The 14,067-nt window shown below is 53.1% G+C and carries 8 protein-coding genes; 4 read left to right on the top strand and 4 right to left on the bottom strand.

The annotated features are described in order from the left end of the window. The first annotated feature begins 552 nt into the window (after window positions 1-552). Together ACORNT_RS05765 and ACORNT_RS05760 are read left to right on the top strand one after the other, a co-directional pair. A complete protein-coding gene (locus tag ACORNT_RS05765; RefSeq protein ID WP_321396626.1) occupies window positions 553-3,594 on the top strand; it encodes a TonB-dependent receptor domain-containing protein in 3,042 nt (1,013 codons plus the stop codon). 192 nt (window positions 3,595-3,786) lie between these two features. Continuing rightward, window positions 3,787-6,705, top strand: a complete 2,919-nt coding sequence (locus ACORNT_RS05760; RefSeq protein ID WP_321396623.1) for a TonB-dependent receptor domain-containing protein — start codon at window positions 3,787-3,789, stop codon at window positions 6,703-6,705. 80 nt (window positions 6,706-6,785) lie between these two features. Here the strand turns inward: ACORNT_RS05760 and putA are convergent, their stop codons facing one another. From putA to ACORNT_RS05745, 3 genes are all read right to left on the bottom strand, one after another. Next, window positions 6,786-9,965 (bottom strand): bifunctional proline dehydrogenase/L-glutamate gamma-semialdehyde dehydrogenase PutA, encoded by a 3,180-nt coding sequence (gene putA, locus ACORNT_RS05755; protein ID WP_321396621.1) that lies wholly within the window; start codon window positions 9,963-9,965, stop codon window positions 6,786-6,788. 130 nt (window positions 9,966-10,095) lie between these two features. After that, the gene (locus tag ACORNT_RS05750; RefSeq protein WP_321396619.1) at window positions 10,096-11,475 is read right to left on the bottom strand and encodes an L-serine ammonia-lyase; all 1,380 of its coding nucleotides are present in this window, start codon (window positions 11,473-11,475) and stop codon (window positions 10,096-10,098) included. A gap of 67 nt (window positions 11,476-11,542) precedes the next feature. Continuing rightward, a complete protein-coding gene (locus ACORNT_RS05745) occupies window positions 11,543-11,689 on the bottom strand; it encodes a hypothetical protein (protein WP_321396616.1) in 147 nt (48 codons plus the stop codon). Window positions 11,690-12,310: 621 nt separating this feature from the next. Between ACORNT_RS05745 and ACORNT_RS05740 the strand changes: the two genes are divergently transcribed. Further along, window positions 12,311-12,796, top strand: coding sequence for an Lrp/AsnC ligand binding domain-containing protein (locus ACORNT_RS05740; RefSeq protein ID WP_321396613.1), 486 nt, complete (start codon window positions 12,311-12,313; stop codon window positions 12,794-12,796). A gap of 63 nt (window positions 12,797-12,859) precedes the next feature. Further along, complete coding sequence (locus ACORNT_RS05735) at window positions 12,860-13,177, top strand: 2Fe-2S iron-sulfur cluster-binding protein (RefSeq protein ID WP_321396610.1); 318 nt, start codon at window positions 12,860-12,862, stop codon at window positions 13,175-13,177. Here ACORNT_RS05735 and mmsB read toward each other — a convergent pair. Further along, window positions 13,174-14,067 carry a 3-hydroxyisobutyrate dehydrogenase gene (gene mmsB, locus ACORNT_RS05730; RefSeq protein WP_321396605.1) on the bottom strand — a complete coding sequence of 298 codons (894 nt, stop codon included), beginning with the start codon at window positions 14,065-14,067 and terminating at the stop codon, window positions 13,174-13,176. The genes ACORNT_RS05735 and mmsB overlap by 4 nt on opposite strands.

Here is a 14,067-nt window from a genome sequence, read left to right as displayed (position 1 = left end):
TCGGAAGGGTTTAACAAAATAACAGATTGTATAAAATCCCCGCAATAATATTACACAAGACCCGGTTTTCCGGAAAAGAGACACAAAAAAGCACCACTGTTGCATTTTAGTTACAGGGAAAAATATTATCGAACATTTGTTTGAATTTAAAAATCCAAACAGCATTTTTCTACAATATATTGAAATATTACAGAATATTATCCTGTTTTTGAAGGAATTTTTCTGATGGAAGCCGGAATATTGTATAAAATATACAGAAATTCGGCCCCCAAAATGTTTGACCGGGATTCTGACTGATGTTAGCGTCCATCTGTTACCGACTTGTTTCACTGTGTGGCCCAAAGGGGAATCTTAGGGAAGAAACAGGGGGGTAATGCACACCGATAACAAAACATATGGTGGAATGATTGACCGAATATAAAAGGAGGACTCTCAACTATTTTTCTTGAATATAAAGACCCAAATGTGTGGATCGGGTCTGCTTTTGGTGTGCACGAAATAACAGAAAAATAGCCACCAGGCTTTTATTTAACTTCTACGGAGGAAAATATCATGAAGAGCGATTTTTCATCGCGTCTCAAATACGGCGTATCCGCAATTGCGGTCGCCTCAACTCTGTCCATGGCTGCTCAGGTAACTCAGGCGCAGGAAGCTGCTGAAGAAGAACTGGCATTTGAAGAAGTGGTCGTGACAGGTTCCCGTATTAAACGTAAAGACATTCAGAGCGTCAGCCCGCTGCAGATTACAGGTGCGGAAGAAATCCGGTTCAGCGGTCATAACCGCATCGAAGACCTGATGAACAGCCTCCCGGCACTTGAAGCTGCCCAGACTGCTTACCTTTCAAACGGCGCAACCGGTGCGGCCTCCCTTGACCTTCGTGGCCTGGGTACAGTTCGTACAATGGTACTGGTCAATGGTCGTCGTGTACAGCCGGGTGGTATCTATCAGTCTGCCGCGGATATTAACCAGATCCCTGCGTCTCTCGTGGACCGTGTTGAGGTTATGACAGGCGGGGCGTCCACAGCATACGGTGCCGACGCGGTGGCCGGCGTGGTCAACTTCATCATGAAAAAAGACTTTGAGGGTGTCGAGGTTTCCGCCGGTGTTGCTGCATTCCAACATAACAACAACAACGGCTTCATCCAGGGTCTGATGGACGAGCGTGAATTTGAATATCCAACAGGCAGCAGTGGCCTTGACGGCTGGCAGTATAACATGGATGTGACCATGGGCGGCTCCTTCGCGGACGACAAAGGTCATGCCACTGTATACGCCAACTGGCGCAAGGTTGAAGAACTGCGTCAGGGTTCACGTGACTATTCCTCCTGCGCCCTGAACGGTGGCGGCACATCATGCGGCGGTTCCTACAACGCTGTTATTCCAAACTTTGACCTGTACCCGATCGATCCTGCTACAGGAACGACCATTTACGGCTATGACCGCTATACTCAGAAAATGTTTGACGATGGCGATATCACTGATGAAGACCTGATCGGGGAACTGATCATCGGTGGTGACGGCTTCATTTCCTATACAGACGCTGATGACAACAGGGTACCTCTTCCCTGGGCGAATCCGGTTGATGCCAACAAATTCTACACACTGACTTCTGCTGGCGGATTTACAAGCGCGGTAGGCAACCTCTATAACTATGCACCGATCAACCACTTCCAGCGTCCTGACGAACGCTGGTCAGGTGGCGCCTTCGTTGATTACGAAATCAATGAACACTTCCGCCCCTATATGGAAGTCAGCTTCATGCGTGACCGTACGGTTGCCCAGATCGCTGAATCAGGTACCTTCTTCGCTGAAGAATATTCCATCAGCTGTGACAATCCACTGCTGTCAGCCCAACAGGTTACAGAACTTTGTACAGACTGGGGCCTAGGCGCTGGCGATGAATTCGCTGCCTACATTGGTAAACGTAACGTGGAAGGTGGTCCTCGTGCTTCCAACATTGAGCACAACACATTCCGCATCGTCACCGGCATGGACGGCGCCATCAATGACAGCTGGAGCTACGACCTCTCCTTTATCTATGGCTCTACAACCAGCTCCGACAGCTATATCAATGACTTCTATGCACCAGCTATTGCTGAAGCCCTTGATGTAGAACTGGACGGCAGTGATCTCGTCTGCGTTTCCGGCGGGACTTGTATTCCTTACGAAGTCTTCACCTACCAGGGCATCACCTCTGAACAGGCTGACAACCTTACTGCTGTTGGGACCATTCGCGGTATCACCAAAGAGTATGTTGTAAACGGCTATGTCACAGGTGACATTGGCGTCAATGTTCCTTCTGCTGAAGATCCAGTTTCGCTTGTGGTCGGTGCGGAATACCGTAAAGAAGTTTTTGAACGTCTGAGTGACTTGGTATTCGAAGATGGTCTTCTGTTGGGCCAGGGTGGTCCGACTGCATCCATTAACGGTGCCTATGACGTGAAGGAAATCTTTGGCGAAGCCATCATCCCGATCGTACAGAATGCAGAATTTGCTCAGGACCTGACAATGGAACTGGCCATCCGGTATTCTGACTATAAAACGTCTGCCGATTCAAGCAACGACTCAACTACCTACAAAGTTGGTCTGAGCTGGCAGCCGATTGACATGGTCAAAGTACGGGCCAGCTACAACCGTGCTGTTCGTGCACCAAATGTAGTTGAGCTGTTCCTGCCGCAGAACCAGGGCCTCTGGCAGGGTACTGACCCTTGTGCCGGTGCTGCCCCTGAACTGACTGCGGCACAATGCGCCAACACCGGTGTAACTGCATCCCAGTACGGCAGCATCTCCCCAAGCCCGGCCAGCCAGTACAATTCTCTGGACGGCGGTAACCCCGACTTGTCCCCAGAGGTAGCTGATACATGGACTGTTGGTGCCGTGATCTCCCCGACAGAAAACCTGAACATCCAGGTTGACTACTGGGACATCAAAATCAAGGACGTGATCGACACCATCTCACCTGAGCTGGCAATCGAACAGTGCGGCCTGACAGGTGATGCAGTATTCTGTGATCTGATCAACCGTGCGCCAAACGGCAGCCTGTGGCTCGGGACCGGAAACTATGTTGTTGGTACCAACGTAAACCTTGGTTCGCAGCACTGGCAGGGTGTTGACTTCACTGTTGATTATGAAATTGACGCTCTCGACGGTACGTTCCGCGTTGATATGCTTGGCACTCTGATGCTTAAAAAGTTCGTTCAGGAAATTCCGGGACTGGCTTCATCTGAGTATGACTGTAAAGGCATCATCAGCAGCAACTGCTTTGTTTCACCAGAATGGCGTCATAGCCTGCGTCTGACATATACCTCTGCCGACTGGTGGCGGGTATCTGCCAAATGGCGTTACTATGGCAGTGTCAGCAATCCTGATGTTGATGAAGGTATCAATGACGGCATTGCAGCACAGAGCTACTTCGATCTGACTGGGACATTCCAGCTTAACGAACAGATCGATATGGTTGTCGGTGTCAATAACATCTTTGATAAAGAGCCTCCGATGATTGGTGGCGATTACTCAACCAACGCCAATACCATTGCTGGTTACTATGACACTCTGGGTCGGTATCTGCACGCAACTGTGACAGCTCGCTTCTAATCCTCTACCAAGGATAGAAACACAATTTGAAACGGCGGGATTTTCCCGCCGTTTTTTTATGCCTTCGCTCTCCCTCCGTGCACATGTCATAAAATTGTATAATTTCTCTGCTCAATACTAGCGGATTTCCACCTCCCGGGGGTCAAGGGAACTACAAGAAGAAAATTTATAAACCCTAAGGAGCTAAGGAAAATGAAAAGCGTATTTTCAACACGCCTTCGGTATGGCGTGTCTGCACTGGTTTTGGCAGGCCTTCATACCATCCCCCTACACCAGACAGCGAATGCCCAGGAAGCCGAAGAAGAAATGGCCTTCGAAGAGGTCGTTGTCACAGGTACCCGTATTAAACGTGCGGATCTTGTCGCCAACAGCCCGGTCTCAACAATCAATGCCGAAAGCCTGAAAGTCACCGGCACCAACAATATTGAGGAATTCCTGCGTGATATTCCTCAGGCAGTGCCCGCTTTGGGCTCATCATCCAACAATGGCAATCCCGGCGTTTCCACCGTTGACCTGCGAAATCTGGGCGAAGAACGTACCCTCGTTCTGGTCGACGGGAAAAGATTCACCCCATATGACAGCAATGGTTATGTTGACCTGAATATGATCCCGACCAGCCTGATCAAACGTGTCGAAGTGGTCACCGGCGGTGCTTCCGCTGTATACGGTTCAGATGCGATTGCCGGTGTTGTCAACTTCATCCTGAACGATGATTTCGAAGGGGTTGAGATCGATACCCAATATGGCCTGTCCGAAAATGGTGATGCGGAACGTTTCAGCGTCGACGCCACCATTGGTGGAGGTTTTGGCAATGATCGCGGCCATGCGGTTGTCAATTTCGGCTATATGAACATGAACGCCCTGACCCAGGATCAGCGCGACTTCGGTGTTTTTGCCCTTGATGACCTGCTGCAGGAACAGGGCAGTTTCACAAAACTCGAAGGTGTAGTTGACGGTGCATTGGCTTTGGTGCCAGGTTCCGAAGAGTATGAGGCAACTCAGTTTGATCCGGATGGAAACCTCGTCCCATTTGAAGGATTCTTCAACTTCAACCCCTACAACCTGTATCAGACACCGCAGAAAAAGATCACGGCTACTGCTCTGGCGAGTTACGACATCAATGAGAATATGGAAGCCTATGCCAGACTTTCATTCGCCAACAGCCGGGTGAATACGGTGCTCGCCCCGTCAGGAACCTTCTTCTTCCCGTTTCAGCTCAACCTGGATAATCCCTATCTGTCTTCACAAGCCATCGGAGCACTTTCCGACGTGGACGGTGATGGAAACGTTGATGCGGCTTTTGATTCTGACAACGATGGCATCATTGATGCTGACGCCACAACCACAATTGCCTTTGGGCGCCGCCTTCTCGAAGTTGGCACCCGTGACAGTTTCTATGAAAACACCGCTTACCAGGTCGTCAGCGGCCTCCGGGGTGATTTTGCAGAGAGCTATAACTATGATCTCTTCATGCAATATGGCCGCACAAGCCGGACCACTTTCAACAGAAATGATGTAAACTTCAGCAAGGCGCAGCAGGCCATGCTGGCCGTCGATGACGGTGAAGGCAATATTGTCTGTCAGGACCCGAGCGGCGGCTGTATCCCGGCCAATTTCTTTGGACTGGGTAACCTGTCTGCCGAGGCCGCGGCCTTTATCGCCCTTGACCTCGCCACTATTGACAAAACAGAGCAGCTTGTCGTCGGCGGTACCGTCGGCGGTGATACACCCTTCCAGCTCCCAACGGCAGATCTGCCGGGTGCTTTTGTTGTCGGTTTTGAATATCGGAATGATTCCGGTGAACGGCTGCCTGATGACAACCTGCAGGCAGGTAACAGTATCGGTTTCGGTTCTGACTCACTGATCGACTCCGACATCAAGATCTGGGAAGGTTACTTCGAAACCCAGGTTCCCCTGGTACAGGATGTCGCCTTCGCCAAATCACTGACATTCGAAGGTGCGCTTCGCTATTCCGACTATACCAACACGGTGACTGTGAAATCCGGCGCATCTTCAGAAAACTCCTTTACCAACTGGACATATAAAGCCGGTGGTGAATGGACTCCTGTCGACGGAATCCGCATCCGCGGTATGTACCAGCGTGCCGTTCGGGCACCCAATCTGAACGAAATCGGCCTGCCCAATACTCCAAGCACCGGCGATCTGACAACCGATCCGTGTCAGGGTGACCTTCCGGTCGGCAATGCGACATTGACAGCACAATGTATTGCACAGGGTGTTCCTGCTGCCAACATTGGGTCTGTCGGTGGCCCGATTTCCGGCCAGATCAACAACTTTATCGGTGGTAATGTCAATTTGACACCGGAAAAGTCTAACACATTTTCCATCGGAGCTGTGTTCCAGCCGGAAGCCGTTCCAGGACTAGCCGTTACAATCGACTATTACAGCATTAAAATCACCAATGCGGTTGCGCAGATTTCCGAACAGAACATCCTTGATGCCTGCATCAGTGATGGCCTGTTTTGTGATCGAATTCACCGCAATCCGCTTAATGGCCGTTTGATCGGCGGCACCGAAACCGGTGTCGATGTCAGCCTGGTCAATGCCGCCTTCCAGAAAACCCAGGGTATCGATCTGGCAATTACTTACAGTTTCGATCTCAGTGGGGGCGAATGGGGAAGCATAGATCTCGCTTTCAATGGTACCCATGTGATCGAGAATCTCAACCAGGATGCTGAAATCCTGTCCATTGATGATTGCGCCGGCGTTGTCGGTAATGTCTGCCTGCGGCCGGATCCAAAATGGCGCTGGACCCAGAATGTAACCTGGAATTATGAGGACTTTTCATTGTTCTTCCGGTGGCAACATCTGAGCAGTGTTGAAAAAGACCTGGTTGCATTTGGTGATGCGCCGGCATCAGACTATGCCCTGCCTAAAATACCTTCAGTCGATTATTTCGACCTGAGCGCGTCCTACAATGTCATGGAAAACATGACCGTACGGGCAGGTATCAACAACCTGTTTGACAAACAGCCCCCGATCCCGGGTAACGACTATGGTGGGACGACTGAAAACAGCGGGAATACCTATCCCGGCACCTACGATGTGATCGGTCGCTTCTTCTTCTTTGGCGCCACCGCCAAATTCTAGAAGCCGAAAACAGAATCCAAAAAGAAACGGCGGGAAATTTCCCGCCGTTTTTTTGTGCCCTGAACAACTAAAAAAATGAACTAGTCTTCAAGCAGACTGAACAGTTCCATATTGCCGCCGGTCGCAACCATATTGACCGTCAGGGTCTTTTCACAGGCGAAACGATACAGATAATGAGGGCCGCCCGCCTTTGGTCCGGTGCCGGACAGGCCTTGGCCGCCGAAGGGCTGTACGCCAACCACGGCCCCGACAATATTGCGGTTCACATAGGTATTGCCGACGTCGAGTTTGCTGAAAATTTCCTGCGCGCGGCCTTCAATACGGCTGTGAACGCCCAGGGTCAGGCCATATCCTGTCGCCCGAACCTCCTCCAGCACATTGTCCAGGTCATTGCCTCTGAAGCGGATTACATGCAGAACAGGTCCAAAGACTTCCCGTGTCAGCTGGTTCAGGCGGTCGATCTCGTAAATGCGCGGCGCAAAAAAGCTGCCCGCCTCACACTCTGCCGGCAGCGGCAGGGTGCAGACCGGTTTTGCTTCACTGTCCATGCGAACCGCATGCTGTTCCAGCATCTGCCGCGCGTCATGATCAATGACCGGCCCCACATCGGTGCTCAGGCTCATGGGATCCCCGATTACCAGACTGTCCGCCGCGCCTTTCAGCATATTTATGATCTGGTCAGCCACATCGGCCTGCAGATAGAGCACCCTGAGGGCGGAACAGCGTTGCCCGGCCGACTGGAAAGCAGAACTCAGCACATCGTCCACCACCTGTTCCGGCAGGGCGGTGCTGTCGACAATCATCACATTCTGGCCGCCGGTTTCCGCAATCAGAGGAATGATCGGGCCGTCACGCCGGGCAAGGGTCATGTTGATGGCCTTTGCCGTTTCCGTTGACCCGGTGAAGGCGACACCGGCGATGCGTTCATCTTCAACGAGCTTTGCCCCTACCGTGACCCCATCCCCGGGCATCAGATTCAGCACATTGCCCGGCACGCCGGCCTGATGCAGAATCTTCACTGCCTCGGCAGCGATCAGCGGCGTCTGTTCGGCAGGTTTGGCAATGACCGCATTGCCGGCCGCCAGCGCCGCCGCCACCTGTCCGGTGAAAATGGCCAGCGGGAAGTTCCAGGGACTGATACAGACAAAAACACCCCGGCCGTGCAGGCTGAGCTGGTTCAATTCCCCGGTCGGTCCGGGAAGTGTCTTCGGTTCGGCGAAATTCTCACGCGCCTGCAGGGCGTAATAGCGACAGAAATCCACCGCCTCGCGCACTTCGGACAAGCCATCGACCACGGTCCGCCCGGCCTCCAGAGCAATCAGGCCCATCAGGCGACCCATATTCTGTTCCATCAGGTCAGCGGCCTTTTCAAGCATCTCAGCCCGCACGGCCCCGCCGCGCTGATCCCACTCCTTGTGGGCAGTCATGGCCAGAGAAAGCGCCTTGTCCATATCCTCTGTAGTCGGTGTCCCGACTTCACCAACAACTTCCTGATGATTGGCCGGATTATGCACGTCGGTACAATCCCGTTTGAGCAATTTGCCGCCGACAATGGGGCCGGAAATCCATTTCTGCTGCCGGACCTGTTCCATTGCCACAGTCAGTTTTTCCGTCACAAGCGGATCGGCAAGATCCAGCCCCTTGCTGTTCCGCCGTGCACCAGGTTCACGACCGGACGCAGACAGGATATCCGCCGGCAGCGGAATGCGGGGATGGCGCCGGGGCGATGCTTTCTCCACCAGGGTCAGTACATCCTGCATCAGTTCCTCCACCGGCACAGTCTTGTTCATAAACCGGTTGACGAAGGAGCTGTTGGCGCCGTTTTCCAGCAGACGGCGCACCAGATAGGGCAGCAGGTCCTTGTGCGCCCCGACCGGGGCATAGACCCTGAGAGGGACAGGCTTTTCGACCATGCTGCGGAGCTGGTCGTACATCAGGTGACCCATGCCATGCAGACGCTGGAATTCGAAATTCCGGTCTTTCCTGGCAAGCTCCAGCACCATGGCTACCGTATAGGCATTATGGGTCGCGAACTGGGGATAGATGACATCCCGCGCCGCCATCAGCCGCTCGGCACAGATCTGATAGCTCAGGTCCGTGGTCTGCTTGCGGGTATAGACCGGATAGTCCTCGAGCCCCAGTTCCTGGGCATGTTTGATCTCGCTGTCCCAATAGGCTCCCTTGACCAGCCGCACCATGAACTGTCGTCCCGTCTCCCGGGCCAGGGCCACGAGCCAGTCGATCACATAGGGCGCCCGCTTCTGATAGGCCTGAACCACAAGGCCAAGTCCCTGCCAGCCCTCCAGTTCGGGATGGCGGGCCAGATGTTCAAAAATATCCAGGGAAATATCCAGGCGTTCGGCCTCTTCCGCATCAATGGTAAATCCGATGCCGCCATTTTTGGCAGCGCTGGCCAGCGCCACGATCCGGGGCAGCATTTCACTCATCACCGTTTCGTGCCGGGCAAATTCATAACGCGGATGCAGGGCGGAGAATTTTACCGAAATGCCGTCCGCCTCGGTCACCGTGTCCTTGTCGTTGGCGCCACTTATTTTCTCGATGGCTTCCATATAGGCGCGAAAATAACGGTCCGCATCGGCCATGGTCCGGGCCCCTTCCCCCAGCATATCAAAGGAAAAGCGCGTGCCGGGCTGGTTCAGCTTACGGCCGCGACCGGTGGCTTCCTCAATCGTGCGTCCCAGAACATACTGGTTGCCCATGATTTTCATCGCCTGAGTGACCGCCGAACGGATGACCGGCTCGCCGCTGCGGGAGATAAGTTTGCCGAACCATTTGCCGGGATTCCGGTGCGCTTCATCGCCCAGCTCCACCACGCGCCCGGTCAGCATCAGCCCCCAGGTCGAGGCATTAACCAGCAGCGAATCCGAATGTCCCAGATGACTCGACCATTCGCCGGAACGAAGCTTTTCGGAAATCAGACGATCCGCCGTGTCCCCGTCAGGTACCCTGAGCAACGCCTCGGCAAGGCACATCAGCGCCACACCTTCCCGGTTGGACAGGCCGAATTCCTGCAGGAAATAATCCATGGTGCCCTGGTCGTCGCTTTTTTCACGGGAATCCCTCACCAGGGTCCGCGCGGTTTCGACAATCCGCTCCCGGGCAGCATTGGTCAGGCCGGAAGCCCGGAACAGGTTGGCAATCGCCTTTTCCTCGTCCGCATGCTGCGCCTGACGAAGAGCCTTTCTGATTTCCATGAGGGACCGCTGGGAAAATTCTTCCGAAGTGGTGAGGTCATACATAGTTCGTTCCTTGAATACATGAAGCCTGTTTTCACGGATTTTACTATCAGATAAGCGATATGTGTCGCTATTTTTAGGAAATTGACGGATATTTATCTACAAAAAACAATATAAGTCAGTAGAATATACTTCAGCATTCAACCATATTAACGGCCAGGCCGCCTTTTGAGGTTTCCTTGTATTTTTCCTGCATATCCCGGCCTGTCTGGCGCATGGTTTCAATGACCCTGTCCAGGGACACCATATGACGGCCGTCGCCCCGTAACGCCAGACGCGCCGCATCCACCGCCTTGATGGCGCCCATTGCGTTGCGTTCAATGCAGGGCACCTGGACCAGGCCGCCGACCGGATCGCAGGTCAGGCCAAGATTATGCTCCATGCCGATCTCGGCGGCGTTCTCCACCTGTTCGTTTGTGCCGCCCATGGCTGCGGCCAGTCCGCCGGCTGCCATGGAACAGGCGACCCCGACTTCCCCCTGGCACCCCACTTCGGCGCCGGAGATGGAGGCATTCTTTTTATAAAGCGAGCCGATGGCGGCCGCCGTTAACAGGAACGTCCTGATCCCGTCCTGACCCTTCTGGTTATAAAAGCGGTCGAAATAGCGCAGAACCGAAGGCAGAATGCCTGCCGCCCCGTTTGTCGGCGCCGTGACAACCCGTCCGCCGGCAGCATTTTCCTCATTGACGGCCAGCGCCCAGAGATTGATCCAGTCCATAATAATGGCCGGGTCCCTGAGCTGTTTTTCCATGCCCGCCTGAAGATCCCCATAGAGCTTTTTCGCCCGGCGCTGCACCTTGAGGCCACCGGGCAGGATTCCGGTCTGGGCGCATCCCCGGTCGATGCAGGCCTCCATGATCCCGTGGATATGGTCCAACCGGGCCAGAACCTTTTTCTTTTTGTCCAGGGCGACTTCGTTGGCCAGCATCAGGTCGGCGATCCGCAGATCATGCTGCCGACAGGTCGCCAGCAGTTCCTCGGCATTCTCGAAAGGATAGGGAACCGGCAATTGCGGTGGGGCCGGATAATTACTGCCCAGTTCCTTTTCCGAAACGACGAATCCGCCGCCGACGGAATAAAACACCTCCCTGGCGATCAGTTCACCTTTGGAATCAAAGGCCAGAAATTCCATACCGTTGCTATGGTGGGGGAGCAGCTTGTCCATCTGAAAATTGACATGCTGTTTTTCATCAAACGCGATACGCCGACGTCCGAGAAGTTTTAATTCATTACGGTTCCGGATTGTTTCAATACAGGCATCTATGGTGTCCGGATCGATGGTGGCCGGATCATGTCCCGCCAGACCAAGCAAAAGGGCACGGTCTGTAGCGTGCCCGTGACCGGTCAGGGCCAGAGAGCCATAGACAGAAATCTCTATAGCAACAATATCTTGAAGTTTTCCGGCATTTTCCAGGTTAACAAGAAAAGCCTTGGCCGCGATCATCGGTCCGACCGTGTGGGAACTGGATGGGCCGATACCCACCTTGAAGAGGTCAAATACGCTCAGGAACATGCACCACCCTATATATTCAGACGTGCCAAATACCGGCCGGCACAAACTGCCCGAGCTTATTTTTTACTTATTTGGCAACGAGCCCTTTATCAATGCCCCGGATGTAATCCAGGACCCGAAACCATTTATTCGCCTGACAAATCTGGATTGCCTGGGATCGTCCCATCCGGCGGACCAGCTGTCTTGCCAGGGCTTCAATAGTTTCTTCACCCATGATTTTTACTCACTTTAATTTGCTGCACTGCGACAATAAACAGTTCCAGACTACTCCCCTTAGGATATTTTTCAACAAAATAGTGCTAAAATCACTAAATAAAACGTTTTGTTACAGTTACTTGGTTAGACTTGGCAAAAAATATCGTTTTTCTATCACAAAACGGTAATTTATTCCGAACAAGCGGAAAAAATCCCCTGCCCTGAACGATAGAATCCTGAGAAAAAAGGCCTTTTCCGAAGAAAAGGCCTGAAGTCAGTATTTAGGAGAAAGAGCAGAACCTGCACGTCCGCAGCCACAACAAAGGTTTTGAGTGCCACCTGAAGGAATGGAGGGAGGATCCATTCCACAATAACCTTATCAGACATGGTGGCAAAGCCACCCACCATATCAAATTTTGCGAACGTGCAGGGTTCCTCGTGTAAGACAGGCCAAAATGCACCTGCCTTGTCACCATGCATGCCTCTTTTTTAAAAGAGGCCTTCGATCATAATTCATAGATTGTATACAAAATCATGATTCGCCTACAGATTATCTTTAAACCCACAGAACATGTTGCTATAATGCAAAAAAAATCAGGATAATATCTACAATCCCTCTAACAAATCAGAATAAAGAACTATGACAACAGATCATTCAAAACGACTGGATCGTATCGACCGGAAAATACTGACAGTGCTGCAGGAAGAAGGCCGCATTGCCAATGTCAAACTCGCCCAGAAAGTCAATCTCAGCCCCACGCCCTGTCTGGAACGGGTCAAGCGGCTGGAACGGGAGGGATATATAAAAGGATATGTGGCTCTTCTCGATCCCAAACTTCTTGATGCGGCCCTCGTATCCTTCATTGAAGTGTCGCTGGACCGAACCACCACCCGGGCGCTGGACAATTTCCGGGAGGAAGTCATGCGTATGGAGGAAGTACAGGAATGCCACATGGTGGCCGGCGGCTTCGACTATCTGATCAAGGTCCGGACCAGGGACATGGAACACTACCGGCGTTTTCTCGGAGAAAAACTGTCCGCCATCAAGGATGTTAGCACAACCCACACCTATGTCGCGATGGAGGAAGTCAAGGCTACCAGCGCGATTACTGTCCCTAACGCTTGATCCTGGCCCGGAAATTCCCTATATGAGGGATCATTAAAGCCATAAGGATTGGAGTTTGGGTTAATGACAAAAGTAACATTCATCACTGCCGATGACGAACGGTTCGAAGTGGACGCAGAAGATGGCGTTTCCCTCATGGAAGCCGCCGTCAACAACAGCGTCCCCGGCATTGATGCCGACTGTGGCGGCGCCTGCGCCTGCGCGACCTGCCACATTATCGTTCCGGATAGCTTCAAGGCTGCCACCGGTACGCCAAGCGAAGACGAACTGTCTCTTCTCGACTTTCTCGACAATCGTGAAGATAACAGCCGCCTGAGCTGTCAGATCGAAGTATCCTCCGACCTTGAAGGTATGGAAGTCATCGTTCCGGAAGAGGCTTAAACCTCACCTTCCCGAAGCATGTTGATGATGCCGGAAAAATCCTTTCCGGCATTTCCCGCATCTGCGTATGCTGTATAGAGTTTTTCCGACAGTTCCCCGAGCGGTGTTGTCGCACCGCTGCTTGCCGCTGCCTCCCTGGCAAGCCGCAGGTCCTTGAGCATCATGGCGGCGGCAAAACCCGCCTTATAGTCATTGTTGGCCGGTGACGTCGGCACCGGCCCGGGCACCGGACAATAAGAAGTCAGCGACCAGCACTGGCCGGAAGCCTTTGATGAAATATCAAACAGCTTTTGAGCTGAAAGCCCCAGTTTCTCCGCCAGGACTAAAGCCTCGGATACGGAGATCATCTGAATGGCCAGCATCATGTTGTTGCAGATCTTGGCGGCCTGTCCGGCACCGGCATCGCCGGCATGAATAATGTTGGCGCCCATGGCATCCAGATAAGGTTTAGCCGCCGCGAAAGCCGTTTCCGTCCCCCCGACCATAAAGGTCAGTGTGCCACCGGCTGCAGCAGCCACCCCGCCGGAAACCGGCGCATCAACCATATCAAGACCGGCAGCCGTCGCGGCTGCGATCACTTCCCGGGCGCTGTCCACATCAATGGTGGAACAATCCATCAGGATCGTGCCCGAGGATACGGTGTCCAGAATACCCTTGTCACCCATGTAAACGGACTTCACATGCTGTCCTGCCGGCAGCATGGTCACAACCGCATCAACCCCGGTCGCCGCCTCCGAGACCGATGCGGCAGGTGTCGCCCCCTGTTCCTGAAGCGCCGCAATGGCGCCTTCATTCAGATCATAAACCTTGAGGGCATGACCCGCCCTGAGAAGATTGGCGGCCATGCCGCTGCCCATATTACCCAGTCCTATGAAAGCCACCGTCGCCAT

Origin of the sequence: Emcibacter sp. (genome assembly GCF_963675455.1) — a bacterium.
Taxonomy (GTDB): domain Bacteria; phylum Pseudomonadota; class Alphaproteobacteria; order Sphingomonadales; family Emcibacteraceae; genus Emcibacter.
Note: the sequence above shows the minus strand (reverse complement) of the source record. Positions and strands in the feature narration are given on the sequence as shown.